Here is a 21,366-nt window from a genome sequence, read left to right on the forward strand (position 1 = left end):
GGATGGTTCTCCGTCGTCATTATTATGTTCGTTTCCGCACATTTCTTGTGTCTACAAAGGCCATCGCCAGCCCGACGGCCAGCCCGCAGGCGTGGGCGCCATTGGCTATCGACAGCCCAAAGAGATCAAACCAGCCGGCAATCAGCCAAATTACGGCAAACGCCATCAGGCCGCGCTGCATCTGGATACCGCTGCTTGGGTCCCGTTCACCGCGCAACCAGCAGTAGCCCATCAGGGCATATACCACGCCCGATAATCCGCCAAACCAGGCGCCGCTGAACTTATGCTGCACATAGCCGCTGAGCAGGGCCGAAATCACCGTGATAACCAGTAACTTGCCGCTGCCGAGGCGTTTTTCCAGCGGCCCGCCAAGATACCACCACCATAGCAGGTTGAAGGTGATATGCAGCACGGAAAAATGCAGTAACGCGTGGGTGAAATAGCGCCATAGCTCAAAACGTACAGAGTCATCCCAGGGCCAGGCCAGCCACAGCATCACCTGCTGGTCGCCATACCACTGCATCAGTAACCAGACCAGAATACAGGCCGCCATGATCAGTAAGGTAAAGGGCCCGGCGTTTTGACGCAGGGTGGTCAAGAAAGGGTAGCGACGATAATGCAGCCCGCTGCCGGTCTGGCCAGTTTGCCAACTGGCGGCCATATAGCGCGGGTCATACGGGTTCGCCATAAAATGGGCCAGCGCCTCGCGAACTTGCGTTTCCCGGGCGGAATCTGCCAGCCAGATATCACTGCGCGGCCCGATATGCTGGATGGTCAGCGTGACACCCTGGGTGGCCATATAATCCACGAACGCCTGAGCCATTCGTGGGTTATCAAAAGAGGTAATCATCAACATGGTGGAACGGATCCCTTATTCCCGCAAAGGGCCACAGTATATCTGCTCCGGCGTCCGCTGCCGACTCCCGCCGCGTGTTATTCGCCCCGGGCGACTTCTGCCGGAAAGTGGCGATGCCAGGCATCAAAGCCCCCATCAACGCTGTAAACCTGATCATAGCCTTGCTGCAACAGGTACTGCGCAGCACCTTTGCTGCTGTTGCCGTGGTAGCACATTACCATTACCGGGGTGTCGAAATCGGTCTGCTGCATAAAGCGCACCAGGGAGTCATTGGTCAGATGCCATGCCCCGGAGGCGTGGCCAAGGGCATAACTTTGCGGATCGCGAATATCCACCAGCACCGCTTGCCCGTGCTGCAATTTCTGGTGCGCTTGTTCAACATTAATACATTCAAACTGGTCCATAACATTACTCATCTTATACGTAGGGGTTGCTGCTCTCCGGCGACGGACCCCCGAAGGGTAACGAAGCCGTAATCATTGATAAAGTGTACGTTGCCCGGCCACCACAATGCCAGAATGTTATGCATATCACGCGCAATTGTTTTTTTCTTGTTACCAGGCGCACATTTTGCTGCTACTATGCTCGATATCGAACATTTTTGAGCTTTAACGAAAATGCGTGAGGGTAAGATGAATATCAAAGATCTGATCGTTATTGGTGGCGGTATTAACGGGGCAGGTATTGCCACCGACGCTGCCGGTCGCGGGTTATCCGTCGTGATGCTGGAGGCCCAGGATCTTGCCTGCGCCACCTCATCCGCCAGCTCTAAACTGATCCACGGCGGTCTGCGCTACCTGGAGCACTATGAGTTCCGCCTGGTGCGTGAAGCGCTGGCCGAGCGCGAAGTCCTGTTGAATATGGCGCCGCACCTTGCCTTCCCGATGCGCTTTCGTTTGCCGCACCAGCCGCATTTGCGCCCGGCATGGATGATCCGCACCGGTCTGTTTCTCTATGATAATCTCGGTAAACGCACCCGTTTGCCGGGCTCCTGCGGCTTGCGTTTTGGCGCAGAATCAGTCCTTAAGCCGGAGTTAACACGCGGATTCGAATATTCCGACTGCTGGGTGGACGATGCCCGCCTGGTGGTGGCGAATGCCCAGATGGTACGTAAGCTGGGGGGTGATGTACTGACCCGCACCCGGGCTACCTCCGCCCGCCGCGAAAACGGCCTGTGGGTAGTGGAAAGCGAGAACAGCGACAGCGGCCAGCGCCAGGTCCATTACGCCCGGGCCCTGGTCAACGCCACTGGCCCCTGGGTGAAACAGTTCTTTGATCAAGAACTGGCCTTACCGTCCCCGTACGGGATCCGCTTGATCAAAGGCAGCCATATTGTGGTGCCCCGGGTGCATACCCAAAAACAAGCCTATATTCTGCAAAACGAAGACAAACGCATTGTGTTCGTGATCCCGTGGCTGGATGAGTTTTCGATAATCGGCACCACCGATGTCGAGTACCACGGTGATCCCCGGAAAGTGGCCATCGACGACGCTGAAATTCGCTATCTGCTGAAGGTGTATAACGACCATTTCAAAAAACAGCTCAGCCGGGATGACATTGTATGGACCTATTCCGGGGTGCGGCCGCTGTGTGATGACGAGTCCGATTCTCCCCAGGCGGTGACCCGGGATTACACCCTCGACATCCACGATAAGGACGGCAAAGCGCCGCTGCTGTCGGTCTTCGGCGGCAAGCTGACCACCTACCGTAAACTGGGTGAACACGCGCTGGAGAAATTAAAACCCTGGTTCCCGGAGATGGGGGCCGCCTGGACTAAAGACACCCGCTTGCCCGGGGGGGAATTTTCTGGCGATCGCGATGATTACGCCGCGGTTCTGCGGCGAAAATATGGCTTCCTGAGTGAATCCCTGGCCCGTCGCTATGCCCGCACCTACGGCTCACTGGCCGAGAAAATGCTCGCTAACAGCCAGCAGCTCAGCGAATTGGGGGAACATTTTGGCCATGAGCTGTATGAAGTGGAATTACGCTATCTGGTGAGTGATGAATGGGTTCACGAGCTGGATGATGCCATCTGGCGCCGCACCCGTCTGGGGATGTGGCTCAGCCAGCAGCAGCAACAGCGGGTGGCGGAATGGCTGGCGGAATACCGCCGTAAACCGTCCCTCTCTCTGGCCTCCTGATAGAACTCCCCCACTGCCGCCCGGGCAAGTGGGGGGTGCGCCTCCCTACCCTGTTCAGTTACTGGCTGTGCTGTAAATAGTGGGTATCCCCGACAGTACCCAGGCTGTATTGCCCATCCCGGTAATTCAGAATGGTCAGGCTGCCGTTACCGATAGCTTCGCCACGGTACGCGTCAGGAACAAACAGGGTCAGCAAGGTGGGAATGGCGCTACCGTGGGAAACCACCAGAACATTACCACCGCCCCGGGCCTGGGTCTGCTGAATAACCGCCAGCAGCCCGCGCTTCAGCCGGGCAGTGATAGCCTGATAGGGCTCGGCACTTCCGGTGGGATCATTACGGGCGATGGCATCGGCCATCTGTTCATCGGTCATTTTCTGGGTGAACGCTTCCCAGGTAGACCAGTCTTTGGCGAAGGGAACATTAACGCTCCGGTAGAGCGGGGTCCAGAGATCCGCATCATCCCGCCCTTCATAACCGCCATATCCCCATTCGCGTAAATCTGCCGATTCGGTCAGCGCCGGTACCGGCGGGCGCTGGTTCTCCGCCAGAATCGCCAGTGCGGTAGCCCGGGCTCTGCCCGCATCGCTGGAAAAAGCCCCGCGAAAAGAAACACCAGACAACGCCTTGCCGACAGCCACCGCCTGAGCGGTGCCAGCGGCAGTGAGCGGGGAGTCACTCCACCCCTGAACCTGCCCGGTCTGGTTAAACCACGTTTGACCGTGGCGAATCAGATATATGGTGACCTCCTGCGCCGCCGCCAGTGGGGTGAAAACCACGCTTAACCACAGCCATCCCCGGGTAATTATTTTGTGCATGATCTGCTCCTTCGCGATTATTGGCTCCGCCGGGAGAGAATCACCGGCGAGGGGGCATCGCCCCAGGGAACGGTAAGCGCAGTGGGATCAATACCGGGCGAACAATCGCCGGTTTCGGGAGGTTACGACAGGTGATAAGAGGCGAGAAAGTAGAGAGGCAATAAGACCCAATAAAAAAACCGGCCCGCGGGCCGGTTTTTTGTTATCAGGACGCAGGTTACAGACGCACTGGCTTAATGTGCCAAATTTCGTCGGCATACTCCTGGATAGTACGGTCAGAGGAGAAGTACCCCATATTGGCAATGTTGTGCATCGCCCGGCGGGTCCACTCTTCCTGATCCAGATACAGGGTATCCACCTCGTCCTGGCAGTCCACGTAGCTGCGGTAATCCGCCAGCACCTGGTAGTGGTCACCAAAGTTAATCAGTGAATCCACCAGGTCGCGATAGCGGCCCGGCTCACCGGGGCTGTAAACCCCGGAGCCTATCTGGGTCAGCACCCGGTGCAGCTCAGCGTCTTTCTCGTAGTAGTCCCGCGGGTTATAGCCGTTGCGGCGCAGGGCTTCAACTTCCTCCGCCGTGTTGCCGAAGATGAAGATATTCTCTTCACCAACCCGCTCGCCCATCTCGACGTTTGCCCCGTCCAGAGTACCAATCGTCAGCGCGCCGTTAAGGGCGAACTTCATATTACTGGTACCGGAGGCTTCCGTACCCGCCAGGGAGATCTGTTCAGAGAGATCCGCCGCCGGGATAATGATCTGGGCCAGGCTAACGCTGTAGTTCGGGATAAACACCACTTTCAGCTTATCTTTCACCAGCGGATCGTTGTTCACCACGTTGGCCACATCGTTGATCAAATGAATAATGTGCTTGGCCATGTAGTACGCCGAGGCGGCCTTACCGGCAAAAATATTTACCCGCGGTACCCAGTCAGCATTCGGATCATCTTTGATCCGGTTATAACGGGTTATCACGTGCAATACGTTCATCAACTGGCGTTTGTACTCGTGAATCCGCTTGATCTGTACATCAAACAGCGCCTGCGGGTTCACTTTCACATTCAGTTGCTGATCAATAAAGTTCGCCAGCCGCTGTTTGTTTTCCAGCTTGGCCTGCTGCACGGCATAGTTCACTTTAGGATCTTTAATGTACTCGGTGAGCCCGTTCAGCAAGCTCAGATTGGTGCGCCAGGTGCGGCCAATGTTCTTATCCAGCACATCGGACAGCGACGGGTTAGCCAGCGCCAGCCAGCGGCGCGGGGTGACCCCGTTTGTTTTGTTGCAAAAACGCATCGGGAAGACTTTGGCAAAATCGGCAAACAGTGACTGCACCATCAGGTTGGAGTGTAACTCGGACACACCATTGACTTTATGGCTGCCCACCACGGCCAGCCAGGCCATACGTACCCGGCGACCGTTGGACTCATCAATGATCGACGTCCGGCTCAGCAACCCGGTATCCTGCGGATATTGCTCTTGCAGGGTTTTCAGGAAATAGTCGTTAATTTCAAAGATAATTTGCAGATGACGGGGCAGGATCTTACCCAGCATATCCACCGGCCAGCTCTCCAGCGCTTCGCTCATCAGCGTGTGGTTGGTGTAGGAGAATACCTGGCACGTCACTTCGAACGCATCTTCCCAGCTAAAACGATGCTCATCCATCAGCAGGCGCATCAGTTCCGGGATCGCCAGCACCGGGTGGGTATCATTGAGGTGAATGGCAATCTTCTCCGCCAGGTTGTCATAGGTTTTATGCAACATGTAGTGGCGGTTGAGGATATCCTGCACCGTGGCGGAGACGAGGAAGTATTCCTGACGTAAACGCAGCTCGCGCCCGGAGTAGGTGGAATCATCCGGATACAGTACCCGGGAGACGTTCTCGGAGACGTTTTTATCTTCCACCGCCGCGAAGTAATTCCCCTGATTGAATTTACCAAGGTTAATCTCGCTACTGGCCTGGGCACTCCACAGACGCAGGGTGTTAGCGGCATCAGTATCATAGCCGGGGATAATCTGATCGTAGGCCACGGCGAGGATCTCTTCGGTATCCAGCCAGCGGGCGTTTTTCCCTTCCTGCTGGATACGGCCACCAAAGCGGATGCGGTAACGGGTATTGTGGCGTTCAAATTCCCACGGGTTACCGTATTCCAGCCAGTAGTCCGGAGACTCGCGCTGGCTGCCGTCCACGATGTTCTGCTTGAACATCCCGTAGTCGTAGCGGATGCCGTAGCCGCGGCCCGGCAGCCCGAGGGTCGCCAGCGAGTCCAGGAAACAGGCAGCCAGGCGGCCCAGGCCACCGTTGCCCAGACCTGGGTCATTCTCTTCGTCGATCAGCTCTTCAAGATCCAGCCCCATTTCGCAGAGCGCTGCCTGGATATCGCTATAGATCCCCAGAGACAGCAGTGAATTGGATAATGTCCGGCCAATCAGAAACTCCATTGACAGGTAATACACCTGCCGATCTTCCTGGGACATCTGCGCCCGGGTGGAACGCAGCCAGCGTTCCACCATACGATCCCGCACCGCAAACAGGGTGGCGTTCAGCCAGTCATGTTTGTTGGCAATGGCCGGATCTTTACCAATAGTAAACATCAGCTTATAGGCAATAGAGTGCTTCAGAGCCTCAACGCTGAGTGTCGGGGATGCATAACTGAAAGGTGCATTCATAGTCAGTGATTCCTGGATAGTTACATCAAGCGTTGATAAAGATCGCGGTAAGACTGCGCCGCAACTTGCCAGCTAAAATCCATTGCCATCGCCTGGCGCTGCACAACGCGCCACAGTGATGGACGGGACCACAGAACGAAAGCACGCCGGATCGCCCGTAACAGCGACCAGGCATTGCTGTCCTCAAACACAAAACCACTGGCTACACCGTCCGCCAGATTCTCCAGGGAACAGTCTGATACCGTATCAGCCAGGCCACCGGTGCGCCGCACCAGAGGCAACGTGCCATACTTAAGCCCGTACAGTTGGGTCAGCCCGCAGGGCTCAAAACGACTGGGCACCAGAATCACATCCGCCCCGCCCATAATGCGGTGGGAGAATGCCTCGTGATAACCAATCTGCACCCCAACTTGCCCGGGGTGTTCTGCCGCTGCCGCCAGGAAACCTTCCTGCAGGATAGGATCTCCGGCGCCCAGCAGCGCAAGTTGCCCGCCCTGCTCCAGCAGCCCGGGTAGTGCTTCCAGCACCAGGTCCAGCCCTTTCTGGCTGGTTAACCGGCTGACCACGGCGAACAGTGGCGCTTTGTCGTCCACTTTCAGGCCCATCGCCACCTGGAGCTGACGTTTATTTTCCGCTTTCTTTTCCAGACTATCGCGGTTGTAGCTGGCCGCCAGTAGCGGGTCTGTCGCCGGGTCCCAGGTACGTTCATCGACACCATTGAGAATACCGGACAGCCGCCCCTGGCGATGACGCTCCTGGAGCAGCCCTTCCATCCCGTAAGCAAACTGAGGCTCGGTAATTTCCTGGGCATAGGTTGGGCTCACCGCCGTAATGTGGTCCGCATAGTAGAGCCCGGCTTTCAGGAACGACATCTGGCCATTAAACTCCAGCCCATGCATATTATAGAACGACCATGGCAGTTCTATTTCCGGCAGATGATGGGCGTAAAACAGCCCCTGATAGGCCAGATTATGTACCGTAAATACCGATTTTGCCGGGCGGCCTCTGGCGGCCAGGTAGGCTGGCGCCAGGCCCGCGTGCCAGTCATGAGCGTGTACCACGTCCGGGTGCCAGAACGGATCCAGCCCACAGGCCATTTCGCAGCCCACCCATCCCAGTAGCGCAAAGCGCAGGACATTATCGGTATAAGCGTATTGATTCGTATCGTGGTACGGGCTACCCGGGCGATCATACAGGTGCGGCGCATCAATCAGATAAATGCCGACCCCGTTATAGTGGCCGAACAGCAGTGACATTGGCCCGGCAAAGGTATTGCGCTTAGTGACCACCTGGGCATCAGGAATGCCGCGGCGAATATCCGGGAAAGCCGGCAGCAATACCCGGGCATCGGTTCCGGCTGCGATTTGTGCGGCAGGTAAAGCACCGATAACATCCGCAAGGCCGCCGGTTTTTAGTAATGGAAATATTTCAGAACAGACATGTAAGACCTGCATCGTCGCTCCCGTCCTCAGATAGTGGTGCGGCAGCGCCGCACCAAACTTATTCGTTACAGTGGGTCACCTTCGGCATTCTCGCCAATGACCATCCCTTCCGGGATAACACAGGCACGGTCAATAATGCAGCGGCGCAGGCGACAAGAGCGCCCCACCCAGACATCTGGTAATAGCACAGCAGAATCAATATTACAGAAGGAATTAATCCGCACCCGCGGGAATAGCACGGATTGCACGACCACCGAGCCGGAAATAATACAGCCCCCGGAAACCAGTGAGTTGAGCGTCATACCGTGGCTACCAGAGCGATCCTGGACAAATTTCGCCGGCGGCAGGGACTCCATATGGGTACGGATCGGCCAGTGCTGATCGTACATGTCCAGCTCCGGGGTTACCGATGCCAGATCAAGGTTCGCCTTCCAGTACGCTTCCAGGGTCCCGACGTCGCGCCAGTAAGGTTCGGCATCCGGATCGGACTGTACGCAGGACAGCGGGAACGGGTGCGCGTATGCGGCACCGGCATGGGTAATTTTAGGGATAATATCTTTGCCGAAGTCGTGGCTGGAGTTTTCGTCGTTGTCGTCTTCTTCCAGCAGCTGGTACAGGTAGCTGGCGTCAAAGATATAAATCCCCATGCTCGCCAGGGAGCGGGTTGGATCGTTCGGCATGGCCGGTGGATTGGCCGGTTTCTCAACAAATTCGATGATTTTTTCATTTTCATCGACCGCCATCACCCCGAAGGCGCTGGCTTCTTCAATCGGCACCGGCATACAGGCCACAGTACAGCGCGCGCCTTTTTCCACGTGGTCGATCAGCATGCGCGAGTAATCTTGCTTGTAGATATGGTCCCCGGCGAGGATCACCACGTACTCGGCGTTATAGCGGCGAATGATATCCAGGTTCTGGGTCACCGCATCGGCGGTACCGCGATACCAGTTCTCCCCGTGCACACGCTGCTGCGCAGGCAGCAAATCGACAAACTCGTTCATCTCTTCGCTGAAGAATGACCAGCCGCGCTGGATATGCTGCACCAGTGAGTGAGACTGGTACTGGGTAATAACCCCAATCCGGCGGATACCGGAGTTGATGCAGTTGGACAACGCAAAATCGATAATGCGGAACTTGCCGCCAAAGTGCACCGCCGGCTTAGCGCGTGTGGTGGTTAAATCCTTTAACCGGGTACCACGGCCGCCGGCCAGAATTAATGCAACTGATTTAATAGGCAGCTGACGCGCCAGCATCAGCGTATCATTTTTATCTAACTTAACCATGAGTTACTCCTTTATTCATGACCTGTGGAAAACGCACACTCCGTGCGCGGGGCCGTGCCATACTGCCGTGATAACCGGGTTCTCCTCCCCGGCAAACGGTGGAACGGCACGCCATTCCCCTGTGGGTAAGACAATGTCACCCACCTCTTCAGTTGCGTTAATGGTAATCAGCCAGCACTCGCTGAGCTGAATTTGTAAACGTCGCGTTTGATCCTGCCAGTCCGCCGGCCCCATAGGCTGACCATGTTGATTCAGCCAGCGCACATTGCCGTCGTTATCGTTCCACCAGCTATCCTGGATCAACGCGGGTATTTTTTTACGTATCTGGATCAATGCCGCCGTAAACGCGGTTAATCCGGTATAGGCCTGCTCCCAGTTCAGCCACGTGAGCGCGTTGTCCTGGCAATAGGCGTTATTATTGCCGTGCTGGGTGTGGGCATGTTCATCCCCGGCCAGCAGCATCGGCGTTCCCTGGGAAAGCAGCAGTGTAGTGAGCAGTGCGTGGGCGCTTTCCCGGCGTCGTTCCCGGACGTGGAGGAGGGTTGAATCCCCTTCCACCCCGTGGTTATTACTGTAGTTACTGTTAGTCCCGTCGTGGTTCTCTTCGCCGTTGGCTTCATTGTGTTTGCTGTTAAACGAGACACAATCCCGCAGGGTGAAACCATCATGGGCGGTCACGATATTAATACTGGCCGACGGGCGGCGTTCGCCGCGCCGGAACAGATCGCTGGAGCCCGCAAACCGACAGGCAAACTCACCGACGCAGAGCGACTGCTGCAGCCAAAAACGCCGGGCAGCATCGCGAAAATGGTCATTCCACTCGGCAAAAGGTGGCGGGAAATTCCCTACCTGGTAGCCGCCGGGGCCAATATCCCAGGGTTCAGCAATCAGCTTCACCCTGGAAAGCACCGGATCGTTGCGGATCGCCTCAAACAGCGGCGCGTCCTGACGAAAATCCGGCGTACGCCCCATCACGGAGGCCAAATCAAAACGGAAGCCATCAACATGACAGGTTTCGACCCAATATTTCAGGCAGTCGATCGCAAAATTGACCACTTCCGGGTGATTTAAATTAAGGGTGTTGCCGCAGCCGGTCCAGTTCTGGTAGTTACCGTCGTCCTGTAACCAATAATAGCTGCGGTTATCAATACCGCGCAGTGAGAAGGTCGGCCCATCCAGATCGGTTTCTGCTGTATGGTTCAGCACGATATCGAGGATGACCTCAATGCCCGCCGCATGTAAGGCTTTTACCGCGTCGCGGAATTCATTGGCCGCCCCCAGCACATTCTGATTAACGGCATAGCGCGGCTCTACCGCATACAGCGCCAGCGGGTTATATCCCCAGTAGTTCGTCAGCCCCATACGCTGTAAGCGCGGCTCGCTGGCAAAGCGGTTGACCGGCATCAGCTCCAGGGCGGTTATCCCCAGGCGGGTAAAATAATCGATCATCACCGGGTGCCCCAGGGCGGCATAGGTACCGCGCAGCGCCTGGGGGATCCCGGGGTGTAATTTGGTCAGCCCGCGAACATGAGCTTCATAAATAATGGTGTCACCCCACGGCGTACGCGGGTGCTGATCATCTTCCCAGTCATAGCGGTCATGGACCACAATACTCTTGGGTACCGCATCCCGGCTATCCTGGGGGTCTGGCGTATCCCGGCCGCCCTGCAGCCGCGGATCATCACAGGCATTCCCATCAATAGCTCTGGCACACGGGTCGATCAGCAGCTTCGCCGCATTAAAGCGCTGGCCGCAGGCCGGGTCCCAGGGGCCATGAACCCGATAGCCGTAGCGTAGCCCCGGCTTCGCACCGGGGAGATAACCGTGCCAGATATCACCCGTTTTCCCGGGTAAGATAAAATGCTGCTCCTGACCGTGGTCATCAAAAGCGACCAGTTCAACCAGTTGCGCATGGGCCGAGAACAGCGTGAAATTCACCCCTTTCCCGTCAAAACTTGCCCCTAACGGGGCCGGATTACCTGGCAACAGTTGTGTCATTCATCCCCCTCCCGCATCAGCCAGATGGTAGATAACGGCGGAAGCGTCAGGCTTAGTGAATGTTCACGTCCGTGGCTGGGGAGCGCCTCGCTGGTGACGGTGCCGCCATTCCCGGCGTTGCTGCCGTGGTAGTGGAGAGAGTCACTGTTGAGCACTTCACGCCAGCGGCCCGGCTGGTTAATACCAAAGCGATAGTTATGGCGCGGTACCGGCGTAAAGTTACTGGCAACGATTATCTCATTACCGGCTTTATCCCGCCGTACAAACACAAACACCGAGTTGGCTTTATCTTCCACCACCAGCCATTCGAAGCCATAAGGGTCGAAATCCAGCTCGTACATCGCCGCGTGCTTGCGGTAAGTATGGTTCAGATCGCGGACCAGGCGCTGCACCCCGTGGTGCCAGTTATCGCTGCCTTCCAGCAGGTGCCAGTCAAGGCTGGACTCAAAGTTCCACTCCCGGCCCTGCGCAAACTCATTGCCCATAAACAGCAGTTTTTTGCCCGGGAAGGCCCACATCCAGGCGTAGTAGGCGCGCAGGTTAGCAAACTTCTGCCAGGCGTCGCCGGGCATACGATCCAGAATCGACTTCTTACCGTGGACCACTTCGTCGTGGGATAACGGCAGGACAAAGTTTTCGGTGTAGTTGTACAGCATACCGAAGGTGAGTTTATCGGTATGGTACTGGCGATAGACAGGATCCAGCTTCATAAAGTCCAGGGTGTCGTGCATCCAGCCCAGGTTCCACTTGTACCAGAACCCCAGCCCGCCCATATCCGCCGGACGTGAAACACCGGCAAAGTCCGTGGACTCTTCCGCCATGGTGACCGCACCGGGGATCTGCTCTCCGATAACCCGATTGGTGTCGCGCAGAAACGCGATCGCCTCAAGGTTTTCGCGCCCGCCAAACTCGTTAGGGATCCACTCACCGTCTTTACGGCTGTAATCGCGATAAATCATCGACGCCACCGCATCGACCCGCAGGGCATCGATACCAAAGCGCTCCATCCAGTACAGGGCGTTGCCCACCAGATAGTTGCTCACCTCACGGCGGCCATAGTTGTAAATCAGGGTATTCCAGTCCTGGTGGAACCCTTCACGGGGGTCCCCGTGCTCATAGAGCGCCGTACCGTCAAAATTGGCCAGGCCCGCGTCGTCAGACGGGAAATGGCCCGGTACCCAGTCGAGGATCACATTCAGGCCCGCGTTATGGGCGGCATCCACAAAATAGCGGAAGTCATCACGGGTCCCGAAACGGCGGGTGGGCGCATAAAGCCCCTGGGGCTGGTAACCCCAGCTGCCGTCAAACGGATGTTCGTTAATCGGCAGCAATTCAATATGGGTGAACCCCATCCCCTTCACATAGGGGATCAGCTGATCCGCCAGCTCACGGTAGCTTAACCAGAAGTTATTTTCGCTATGGCGACGCCAGGAGCCAAGGTGCACCTCATAAATCGAAATCGGGGCATCCATGCGGTTCGCCTGCTGGCGCTGCTGGCTCAGGGTGGTCTTCTCCGGCAGCCCGCAAATCAGGGAGGCGGTATCCGGGCGCATTTGCGCTTCAAAAGCGTAAGGATCGGCTTTGATTCTCAGATTACCGTCGATATCGACCAGCTCGAATTTATACAGCTGGCCATTGCGCGCCCCGGGAATAAATAGCTCCCAAATGCCGCTTTCTTTGCGCAGACGCATCGGATGGCGACGGCCATCCCAGAAGTTAAATTCGCCCACCACCGACACGCGTCGGGCGTTCGGCGCCCAGAGTGCAAAGCGGGTACCAGAGACCCCATCCACCGTTGTGGCGTGGGCGCCTAAGGTTTCATAAGGACGGAGATGAGTCCCTTCAGACAATAGCCAGGTGTCCAGTTCTTCCACCAGCGGTCCGAAACGGTAAGGGTCATCTATCAGATTTTGCTGATCATGCCAGGCAACCGCCAGCTGATAGCGAAAAGGGTTTTTACGACGCGGTAGTACCCCGGCAAAAAAGCCACGGGAATCCATGCAGTCAAGTTTACCAACCTTACGGCCAGTCTTAGGTTCAATGACCCACACATCAGTGGCGTCAGGAAGTAGTGCCCGGACTTCCAGTCCGTCTTCGGTTTTGTGCATCCCCAGTACAGCAAAAGGGTCGGCAAAATGTCCCGCAAATAGCGCATTAATCACGTCTTTTTCTATACGAACAGACATGTTGATCATCCTGTAATGTAACTGCCAGCCTGCCTGGTGTTTATTTCTTTGACCAGACTGACATTTTTTATTGACCTGTCATGAGTCGGATATGTGTTCCTCTGCGACTCAAACATCTTTCAGATGGGTATGCGCCTGCAACCTCATCTCAAACATAGCCAAACGTTATATAGCTCCCGGGTTTATTCCAGACATCTGCGTTACTCCTTGTCATACGCGCTAAATAAAGGGGTGCCTGGGCACCCCTCCCTAATCCTCAGTTGTCAGCGTGATTATGCCAGCTGACGCAGCATGCGGCGCAGTGGTTCTGCCGCGCCCCACAGTAATTGATCGCCGACGGTAAACGCGGACAGATACTGGGGCCCCATGTTCAGTTTACGCAACCGCCCAACAGGGGTGCAGAGTGTACCAGTAACTGCTGCCGGGGTCAGTTCGCGCATCGTAATTTCGCGATCATTATCCACAACTTTAACCCAGTCATTATGACCAGCCAACAGTGATTCAATGGTCGCGACCGATACGTCTTTGTTCAGTTTAATGGTGAATGCCTGGCTATGGCAGCGCAGCGCGCCCACCCGGACACACAAACCATCCACCGGGATAACCGGTGAAGCATTAAGAATTTTATTGGTTTCCGCCTGGCCTTTCCACTCTTCGCGGCTCTGGCCGTTATCCAGTTGTTTGTCGATCCACGGAATCAGGCTCCCGGCCAGCGGCACGCCAAAATTGTCCATTGGCAGGTCACCGCTGCGGGTCAGCTGGGTCACTTTACGCTCGATATCAAGAATCGCCGAGGCGGGGTCCGCCAGCTCTTCCGCCACCAGGTGGTGAAGCATCCCCATCTGGCTTAGCAACTCACGCATATGGCGGGCACCACCACCGGAGGCCGCCTGATAGGTCGCCACCGATACCCAGTCCACCAGCCCTTCCGCAAACAGCCCGCCCAGTGACATCAGCATCAGGCTGACTGTGCAGTTACCGCCGACAAAGGTTTTGATGCCGTTATTCAGCCCCTGGTCAATCACGTGCTGGTTTACCGGGTCAAGAATGATAATCGCGTCATCGTTCATCCGCAGTGAAGAGGCCGCATCAATCCAGTAGCCCTGCCAGCCGCTTTCACGCAGCTTCGGGTAAATCTCGTTGGTGTAGTCGCCCCCCTGGCAGGTGACGATAATGTCCAGTGCTTTGAGCGCGTCCAGGTCATAAGCATCCTGGAGTGTCCCGCCGGTATGGCCGCCAAACGCTGGCGCTGCCTGACCTAACTGGGAGGTGGAGAAAAAGACCGGGTGGATCGCGTCAAAATCGCGTTCTTCCACCATGCGCTGCATAAGAACTGAGCCGACCATCCCGCGCCAGCCGATAAAACCAACATTTTTCATAACGAGTATTTCCTGCAGAGGTGTGTGGTGCGTTGAGTATGCCGACGGTTAACCGGGACATCCTTCCACCTTACAAAATGCAGCCAAAGTCGCAAGTGAAATTAATCGATGATGGTAAGGTCATTAGAAAATTGCCTTATCTCACCAAATGGCCATGCGGTTGCGCCGTACCGGACGGACAAAAAAGGCCGCATCAGCGGCCTTTTTTCACAGTATTACGATTACGACAGGATGGTGAAATAGATCATCCCGACAATCGCCCCGACTGTCCCAAGGATGGTTTCCATCATGGTCCAGCTTTTCAGGGTCTGTGCTTCGGTAGCCCCGGTAAATTTACCGAACAGCCAGAAGCCCGCATCGTTTACGTGGCTCACCACAATGGAGCCGCCAGCGATACAGATAGACAGGGCTGCCATCTGGGCGCCAGAGTAGTGCAGTTGTTCAACCACCGGCATCACCAGACCAACAGCCGTCAGGCAAGCCACAGTGGCGGACCCCTGGATAATACGCACCCCGGCCGCCAGGATGAAACAGGTCAGCGCAATTGGCAGGCCCATCCCGGTCAGTGCTTCACCCAGCGCCGGGCCAACACCAGAGTCAACCAGAATCTGTTTGAACACACCACCGGCACCGATAACCAGCAGGATGATACCCGCAGGCTGTAAAGCGTGGCCGCAGATTTCCATTACGCGTTCTTTGGACATCCCCTGGCGCATCGCCAGGCCATAGACCGCCACCAGGCAAGCAACCAGAATCGCGGTAAACGGATGGCCGATAAATTCGAACCACTGATACAGCTCAGAACTTTCCGGCACAAAGCGCGCAGCAATGGTCTTCAGGCCAACCAGTACCAGCGGCAGCAGAATCAACGCCATGCTGAAACCGAAAGACGGCAGTTTACCTTCGCCAAGGTGCGGTTCGGTAATGTCATCAGGCACTTCCAGTTTTACAAAACGCCCGATGAAGTTACCGAACAGCGGGCCCGCAATGATCATCCCCGGAATAGCGGCACTCAGGCCAATCAGGATCATCCAGCCAAAATCAGCGTGCATCTGGGATGCCAGCAGCATCGGCGCCGGACCAGGCACCAGGAACGCCGCCGCCGCCGCAACACCGGCAAACAGCGGAATCACCAGCTTGGTCAGGTTCTGATTGGTATGGCGCGCCATAGAGAAAGCCACGCTGATCAGCAGTACGATGGCCACTTCAAAAAACAGCGGCAACGCACAAATCAGCCCGGCAATACCGATAGCATAGCTGGCGCGGCTCTGACCAAATGCCTTCAGCATTTTTACTGCAATCTGGTCAACAGCACCGGCTTCATGGAGGATTTTACCAAACATCGCCCCGAGGGCGACCACCACGGCCAGAAAGCCCAGGGTTCCCCCCATGCCTTTTTCCATGGTTTGGGTGATTTTCATCAGCGGCATACCGGAGAATAACCCGGCGCCAATCGATACCACCATCAGGGCAAGGAAGGCATGCATACGGGCCTTCATCACCAGGAACAACAACAGCAGTACAGAACCGACTGCTGTCAGGACTAGCGTCAATGTGCTCACAATTAACAAGCCTTATTGATTTGGGCGACGGTGTCGGCGATCACGCCGTCCAGGGGCTGGTTAATATCCACTACCAGCACATCGCGTTCATCGGCCGTTGGCTCTTCCAGAGTCTCGAATTGGGTGACCAGCATCTGGGTCTTAAAGAAATGCCCTTTGCGTGCCTTCAGGCGGCTTTCGATCAGATCGAAGTCCCCTTTCAGGTAAACAAAGCGCAGATTCGGATTCCCTTCCCGTAAGATATCGCGGTAACTTTTTTTCAGCGCAGAGCAAACGATCAGCGATACTTTATTAGTACGCTGCATTGCAAAGGCAGCATCATTCAGTGCTTTCAGCCACGGCTGACGATCGCTATCGTTCAGCGGCTCTCCGGAAGCCATTTTGACAATGTTGCAGCGCGGATGCAGGAAGTCACCATCCAAAAATGCACCCTGAAGTTCGTGGGCAACCTGGCTTGCGACAGCAGATTTACCGCTACCAGAAACGCCCATCAGGACAAAAATATAGTGATCTTGGTTGGTCGTGCTCATAGCTAACTCCTGGTAGCACAATATAGTAACGGAATGGTACGATGTTACGGGTAACTGTTATCGGTAACATTGTCCCGTTTGCATAGGTAACAGGCAATAACCATTACCGTACAAAGTGTATAAATGTGAAGTACGTCAAAAAAAAGAGGGTTAAATCGAGCCGCCGGGGGATAATGTAAACCCGAGGTCGAGCATCTTCGGCGTGACAATTTCGCCCCGAATCCGCGCCAGCAAACGCTCTGCGCCAATACGCCCCATTCTTTCGCGCGGGGTGAGCACACTGGCCAGCCGCGGTTCCATCACCTGGCCGATATCGTGACCGTGGAAACCGGCAATCGCCATATCATCGGGAATACGCAACCCGACCCGCTGGCATTCAAACGCCGCCCCCACTGCCAGGTCATCGTTAGTACAAAAGATGCCATCAAGTTGAGGGTATTCACGCCGGGCCTGGCGGAACAGATCAATACCGGAAGAATAAGAAGAGGACTGCTCAGCCATCACGCTGTAAGGCACCAGGCCCATGTCGCGCATCGCCTGCTCGTACCCTTTTTGCTTCATGATAGTACGCTCATCAAGGCGGGCGCCAAGATAAGCTACATGGCGGTGGCCACGCTGGAGCATCGCCGCGGTCATCTGGCGTGCCGCTTCAAAGTTATCAAAGCCCACCGCAATATCCAGGCAAGGGCTGACACTGTCCATCAGCTCCATCACCGGAATACCGGAGACTTCGATCATTTTCAGGGCCCGGGGGGTATGGGTGCGCTCCGTGAGGATCAGGCCATCAATGTTCCACGACAACATGGACTCTAGCCGTTCTTCTCCCATCTCGGATTTGTAGCCATAGTGGGCCAGCATGGTCTGGTAGCCGAAGGCATCGGTAACGCTTTCGATACCGCGTAATACTTCCGCAAAGACCTGGTTGGTTAATGAAGGCAATAGCACGCCAATCGCGCGGCTAGTAGCATTGGAAAGGATATCCGGAGCGCGGTTAGGGATGTAGCCTAACTCGTCCAGCGCCGCAGCGATCTTTACCCGTAATGCAGCGGATACCTGCTCCGGGTTGCGCAAAAAACGGCTTACGGTCATTTTTGTTACTCCGACGCGATCCGCTACGTCCTGGAGAACTGGTCGTCTTTTTTTCATTGTCCTGGAGCTTCATAGAATAATCAGCTCAGTGTAACACGGACAACCAGCAACCTCCTCCTGTTACAGAAGAGGTTGCCGGGTTCATTGAATGCAGATCACACCGGGGGCAAATCGAAGAGTAAAATCTCACTGGCGCTGTCGGCATGTACCGAAATCGCCGGTTCATCCCATACTGCAACCCCATCGCCGGTGGTGACGTGGCTACCGTTAATTTTCGCCTCGCCCTTGACCACCTGGATCCATACCCGGCGCTCGGCAGACAACTGGTACACCGACTGTTCCTCTTTCGCCAGCGCCCAGCGGTACAGCTCCATATCCTGATGGACTTTCAGTGAGCCGTCCCGGGCATCGGGCGACAGCACCAGCTGGCGGCCCTGGGGGGCATCAAAGCGGCGCTGTTCATAGCGCGGTGTAATACCGGTTTCCTGAGGAATTATCCAGATCTGGTACAGATGCAGGCGCGACGTGGCGCTGGGGTTATATTCGGAATGGCGCACCCCGGTACCGGCGCTCATTATCTGGAACTCACCCGCCGGCACTTGTTCCTTATTGCCCATGCTGTCCTGGTGCTCCACCGCGCCTTCCAGAACATAGGTCAGGATCTCCATGTCCTTATGGGGGTGGGTACCAAAGCCCATGCCCGGATCGATAACGTCATCGTTAATCACCCGCAGCGCGGAGAATCCCATAAAGTTTGGATCGTAATAATCGGCGAAAGAGAAAGTGTGCCAGCTATCCAGCCAGCCATGATTGGCGTGGCCACGTTGGTCAGCTTTACGAACATAGATCATGGTGAATCCCCTCGAATCTCATGGATACGTCTTGCGTTGATGTATCTAGTGTGGACGTCTTCAGTAAGTAATCATAGAGGGTGAAAATTGACTACTCCGTTCAAAAAATGTGAACGATTTGTCAGGGCCAGCAAAAAAGAAGCAAAAAAAAGCCAGCAAAAATGCTGGCTAAAAAATACTGGAAGCAATGTGAGCAATGTCGTGCCTTCAGGTGATCCGCGAGGGTTCCTCCTGAGTGCATGACAATAATAATCATTATCATTTGCATCTGTCCAGCTTAATTTTGAAAAAAACTGAATCCACATCACAGTAGAGAATATTCATTTAAAGAAAGTGATATATCACCGGGGGCGGGATTTCCCCGATAACGCCACAACCGTTCACGCCAAAACGCGATAAACTAAAGGTATCGCCCTGAAAGCAGGAGGAGCGCAAATGAAAAGATTGTCCTGGCTGGTGCTAATGCTGCCGCTGACAGCCCTGGCTAACCCCTTTAGCCAGAGCACTAACCCTAACCAACCGAATTACCAGAACCCCAGCCAGCAGCGTATGTCTGAGGAGATGCGAATCCAGCAAAGCCAGCAGAAAAGCCAGCTTCAGCAACAACAGCAGTGGCAAACCCAGCAGCAGCGCCAGCAGTTACAGCAACAGATTGAACAAAACCGCCAGCGCACCCAGAGCCTGCAACCGGGCCGCAGCACCGGCTACTAACCTCCATCGTCGGGGCCATCATCACCTGGCCCCGGTGTTATCCCCTCAGGCGCCAAAATCCGGGCCGATAAGATCGATCCTGTCAGTACAAATGCAGTCAACCCCCCAGCCCAGTAACTGCGCCGCCCGCTCCGGCTTATTCACCGTATAGACCAGGATACGCAGCCCGGCCTCTTTGATCTGGGCGACCCGCGCCGCATCCAGTAACCGGTGATTCAGATGGAGCGAAACACAACCCAGTTCCCGGGTCAGCTCCCGCCAGTCGCTGCGCCATTCATCCATCAGCAGCCCTCGGGGTAACCCCGGCACCGCCTGTTGCGCAGCCGCCAGTGATGCCGGGGAGAAAGACGACAACAGCGGCGGCGTCATTCCCGCCCACAGGGTGTGGGCCGCCAGCGCCACTGCCGTTCCGGTGGGGACATCCACCCCCGTGGTGGGCTTAATTTCAATATTGGCCATCAGACCATGCTGACGGCAACGCGCCGCCACCTGGCTGAGCAACGGTAATGGCTCACCGGCAAACTCCCCGGAAAACCAGCTCCCGGCATCAGCGTGGACCAGCTCACCCCACAGCAGATCCCCCGCCACGCCCCAGCCATTGCTGGTGCGCTCGAGGGTATCGTCGTGGAGTAAGAAAATCTCCCCGTCCCGGGAGAGTTTGGCGTCAAATTCAATCATGGTGTGGCCGTAGCGCGCACCGACATCAATGGCCGCAAGGGTATTTTCCGGGGCCAGTTTACCGCCGCCGCGGTGGGCGACAATCTTCGGATAAGGCCAGTTATTCATAAGCGGCGTCCGGTTTCTCCATCAAAAAAGTGCACATGCTCCCCCGGTAGCGTCAACCACAGGGTCGTCCCTGGCGCAGGGCGTGACTGGTGCGCCAGGCGCACCACGACCTTCTGCCCGCCCCACAGGCCGTGGACCAGGTTATCCGCACCGAGGATTTCCAGCATATCGGTTTGCAGCGGGATCCCCCCTGCGGCTGATGAGCTTAGCGCAATATGTTCCGGGCGGATACCCAGGGTGACACGCCGTCCGGCCTGGCCGGTGGGATAACGCGCCAGCGGGAAAGACAGCCCGCCGTCCAGCACAAAACGCTGGCCATCCGCGCTGATAGCCCCCTCCAGCAGATTCATCGCCGGGCTGCCCATAAAACTCGCCACAAAACGGCTGGCCGGGCGTTCATACACCTCTACCGGGGTACCGACCTGCTCGGCAATACCATTATTCATCACCATCACCCGCTGGGCCAGGGTCATCGCCTCGACCTGATCATGGGTAACGTACAAACTGGTGGTGTTGAGCCGCTGGTGCAGGCGCTGTAGCTCAAGGCGCATCTGCACCCGCAGCTTGGCATCCAGGTTAGACAGCGGCTCATCAAACAGGAACACCGCCGGATCGCGGACAATCGCCCGGCCCATCGCGACCCGCTGGCGCTGGCCCCCAGACAGTTCGCGCGGGTGGCGGGTCAGCACGTTCTCCAGCGCCAGAATACGGGCAGCGTCCGCCACTTTCTGCTCAATATGCGCCTTGCCCATACCGCGAATTTTCAGGCCCCAGGCCATATTCTCCGCCACGCTCATGTGGGGGTATAGCGCATAATTCTGGAACACCATCGCAATGCCCCGGGCCTTGGGTTCCAGCTCAGTCACCCGCTGGCGATCGATCCAGATATCACCACTGGTGACCCGCTCCAGCCCGGCCACCATCCGCAACAACGTCGACTTTCCGCACCCGGAGGGGCCGACCATCACAATAAACTCGCCGTCTGCCACATCCAGGGTCAGCGGGGCTATCACCTGGTGCCCCCCGTCCCAGCATTTGGTTACTGCCTGTAATTTCAGTCCTGCCATGGG

Annotated in this window: 16 protein-coding genes and 1 pseudogene; 2 read left to right on the forward strand and 15 right to left on the reverse strand. The window is 56.3% G+C overall.

Annotated elements, in window-relative coordinates:
- Positions 1–22: 22 nt before the first annotated feature.
- Positions 23–856: a rhomboid family intramembrane serine protease GlpG gene (glpG, locus tag F9C28_RS11900; protein WP_199015572.1), complete on the reverse strand. Its 834-nt coding sequence runs from the start codon at positions 854–856 to the stop codon at positions 23–25.
- Positions 857–933: 77 nt separating this feature from the next.
- Positions 934–1,260, reverse strand: coding sequence for a thiosulfate sulfurtransferase GlpE (glpE, locus tag F9C28_RS11905; protein WP_408641521.1), 327 nt, complete (start codon positions 1,258–1,260; stop codon positions 934–936).
- A 228-nt stretch (positions 1,261–1,488) separates the two neighbouring features.
- Between glpE and glpD the strand changes: the two genes are divergently transcribed.
- Complete coding sequence (gene glpD, locus F9C28_RS11910) at positions 1,489–2,997, forward strand: glycerol-3-phosphate dehydrogenase (protein ID WP_199015576.1); 1,509 nt, start codon at positions 1,489–1,491, stop codon at positions 2,995–2,997.
- A 58-nt stretch (positions 2,998–3,055) separates the two neighbouring features.
- Here the strand turns inward: glpD and F9C28_RS11915 are convergent, their stop codons facing one another.
- The 11 genes and pseudogenes from F9C28_RS11915 to F9C28_RS11965 all read right to left on the reverse strand — a co-directional run bounded on the left by F9C28_RS11915 (position 3,056) and on the right by F9C28_RS11965 (position 18,799).
- On the reverse strand, positions 3,056–3,814 hold the full coding sequence (locus F9C28_RS11915; protein WP_199015577.1) for a histidine phosphatase family protein: 759 nt from the start codon (positions 3,812–3,814) through the stop codon (positions 3,056–3,058).
- A gap of 217 nt (positions 3,815–4,031) precedes the next feature.
- A complete protein-coding gene (gene glgP, locus F9C28_RS11920) occupies positions 4,032–6,479 on the reverse strand; it encodes a glycogen phosphorylase (protein WP_199015579.1) in 2,448 nt (815 codons plus the stop codon).
- Between the two features lie 20 nt (positions 6,480–6,499).
- Positions 6,500–7,933 carry a glycogen synthase GlgA gene (gene glgA / locus F9C28_RS11925; protein WP_199015581.1) on the reverse strand — a complete coding sequence of 478 codons (1,434 nt, stop codon included), beginning with the start codon at positions 7,931–7,933 and terminating at the stop codon, positions 6,500–6,502.
- 62 nt (positions 7,934–7,995) lie between these two features.
- A pseudogene (gene glgC, locus F9C28_RS11930) lies at positions 7,996–9,204 on the reverse strand (glucose-1-phosphate adenylyltransferase); the annotation flags it as partial.
- Positions 9,205–9,219: 15 nt separating this feature from the next.
- Positions 9,220–11,202 carry a glycogen debranching protein GlgX gene (gene glgX / locus F9C28_RS11935; RefSeq protein ID WP_199015583.1) on the reverse strand — a complete coding sequence of 661 codons (1,983 nt, stop codon included), beginning with the start codon at positions 11,200–11,202 and terminating at the stop codon, positions 9,220–9,222.
- Positions 11,199–13,388: a 1,4-alpha-glucan branching enzyme gene (gene glgB / locus F9C28_RS11940; RefSeq protein ID WP_199015585.1), complete on the reverse strand. Its 2,190-nt coding sequence runs from the start codon at positions 13,386–13,388 to the stop codon at positions 11,199–11,201. Before glgB ends, glgX begins: the two co-directional genes overlap by 4 nt.
- 272 nt (positions 13,389–13,660) lie before the next feature.
- Positions 13,661–14,767, reverse strand: a complete 1,107-nt coding sequence (gene asd, locus F9C28_RS11945) for an aspartate-semialdehyde dehydrogenase (RefSeq protein ID WP_199015587.1) — start codon at positions 14,765–14,767, stop codon at positions 13,661–13,663.
- A gap of 221 nt (positions 14,768–14,988) precedes the next feature.
- Entirely contained in the window at positions 14,989–16,329 is a 1,341-nt protein-coding gene (gene gntU / locus F9C28_RS11950; protein WP_199015589.1) for a gluconate transporter, read from the reverse strand.
- Between the two features lie 2 nt (positions 16,330–16,331).
- Positions 16,332–16,859 carry a gluconokinase gene (gntK, locus tag F9C28_RS11955; protein ID WP_199015591.1) on the reverse strand — a complete coding sequence of 176 codons (528 nt, stop codon included), beginning with the start codon at positions 16,857–16,859 and terminating at the stop codon, positions 16,332–16,334.
- Positions 16,860–17,009: 150 nt separating this feature from the next.
- Positions 17,010–18,005, reverse strand: coding sequence for a gluconate operon transcriptional repressor GntR (gntR, locus tag F9C28_RS11960; protein WP_199015593.1), 996 nt, complete (start codon positions 18,003–18,005; stop codon positions 17,010–17,012).
- A gap of 98 nt (positions 18,006–18,103) precedes the next feature.
- A complete protein-coding gene (locus tag F9C28_RS11965; protein WP_199015595.1) occupies positions 18,104–18,799 on the reverse strand; it encodes a pirin family protein in 696 nt (231 codons plus the stop codon).
- A gap of 435 nt (positions 18,800–19,234) precedes the next feature.
- On the opposite strand from F9C28_RS11965, the gene F9C28_RS11970 reads away from it, so the two are divergent.
- Positions 19,235–19,510: a DUF2756 domain-containing protein gene (locus F9C28_RS11970; protein WP_199015596.1), complete on the forward strand. Its 276-nt coding sequence runs from the start codon at positions 19,235–19,237 to the stop codon at positions 19,508–19,510.
- Between the two features lie 45 nt (positions 19,511–19,555).
- Here F9C28_RS11970 and ugpQ read toward each other — a convergent pair whose 3' ends face one another.
- Together ugpQ and F9C28_RS11980 are read right to left on the reverse strand one after the other, a co-directional pair.
- Positions 19,556–20,296, reverse strand: a complete 741-nt coding sequence (gene ugpQ / locus F9C28_RS11975) for a glycerophosphodiester phosphodiesterase (RefSeq protein WP_199015597.1) — start codon at positions 20,294–20,296, stop codon at positions 19,556–19,558.
- Positions 20,293–21,363: a sn-glycerol-3-phosphate import ATP-binding protein UgpC gene (locus tag F9C28_RS11980; RefSeq protein WP_199015598.1), complete on the reverse strand. Its 1,071-nt coding sequence runs from the start codon at positions 21,361–21,363 to the stop codon at positions 20,293–20,295. Before F9C28_RS11980 ends, ugpQ begins: the two co-directional genes overlap by 4 nt.
- Positions 21,364–21,366: the final 3 nt, after the last annotated feature.

Source organism: Shimwellia pseudoproteus (assembly GCF_016415625.1).
GTDB classification, from domain to species: Bacteria; Pseudomonadota; Gammaproteobacteria; order Enterobacterales; family Enterobacteriaceae; genus Shimwellia; species Shimwellia pseudoproteus.

What these genes read in the sequence shown, in the direction of transcription:
- glpG (WP_199015572.1), bottom strand. Translation starts at nt 856, where the DNA reads ATGTTGATGATTACCTCTTTTGATAACCCACGAATGGCTCAGGCGTTC.
- glpE (WP_408641521.1), bottom strand. Translation starts at nt 1,260, where the DNA reads ATGGACCAGTTTGAATGTATTAATGTTGAACAAGCGCACCAGAAATTG.
- glpD (WP_199015576.1), top strand. Translation starts at nt 1,489, where the DNA reads ATGAATATCAAAGATCTGATCGTTATTGGTGGCGGTATTAACGGGGCA.
- F9C28_RS11915 (WP_199015577.1), bottom strand. Translation starts at nt 3,814, where the DNA reads ATGCACAAAATAATTACCCGGGGATGGCTGTGGTTAAGCGTGGTTTTC.
- glgP (WP_199015579.1), bottom strand. Translation starts at nt 6,479, where the DNA reads ATGAATGCACCTTTCAGTTATGCATCCCCGACACTCAGCGTTGAGGCT.
- glgA (WP_199015581.1), bottom strand. Translation starts at nt 7,933, where the DNA reads ATGCAGGTCTTACATGTCTGTTCTGAAATATTTCCATTACTAAAAACC.
- glgX (WP_199015583.1), bottom strand. Translation starts at nt 11,202, where the DNA reads ATGACACAACTGTTGCCAGGTAATCCGGCCCCGTTAGGGGCAAGTTTT.
- glgB (WP_199015585.1), bottom strand. Translation starts at nt 13,388, where the DNA reads ATGTCTGTTCGTATAGAAAAAGACGTGATTAATGCGCTATTTGCGGGA.
- asd (WP_199015587.1), bottom strand. Translation starts at nt 14,767, where the DNA reads ATGAAAAATGTTGGTTTTATCGGCTGGCGCGGGATGGTCGGCTCAGTT.
- gntK (WP_199015591.1), bottom strand. Translation starts at nt 16,859, where the DNA reads ATGAGCACGACCAACCAAGATCACTATATTTTTGTCCTGATGGGCGTT.
- gntR (WP_199015593.1), bottom strand. Translation starts at nt 18,005, where the DNA reads ATGAAAAAAAGACGACCAGTTCTCCAGGACGTAGCGGATCGCGTCGGA.
- F9C28_RS11965 (WP_199015595.1), bottom strand. Translation starts at nt 18,799, where the DNA reads ATGATCTATGTTCGTAAAGCTGACCAACGTGGCCACGCCAATCATGGC.
- F9C28_RS11970 (WP_199015596.1), top strand. Translation starts at nt 19,235, where the DNA reads ATGAAAAGATTGTCCTGGCTGGTGCTAATGCTGCCGCTGACAGCCCTG.
- ugpQ (WP_199015597.1), bottom strand. Translation starts at nt 20,296, where the DNA reads ATGAATAACTGGCCTTATCCGAAGATTGTCGCCCACCGCGGCGGCGGT.
- F9C28_RS11980 (WP_199015598.1), bottom strand. Translation starts at nt 21,363, where the DNA reads ATGGCAGGACTGAAATTACAGGCAGTAACCAAATGCTGGGACGGGGGG.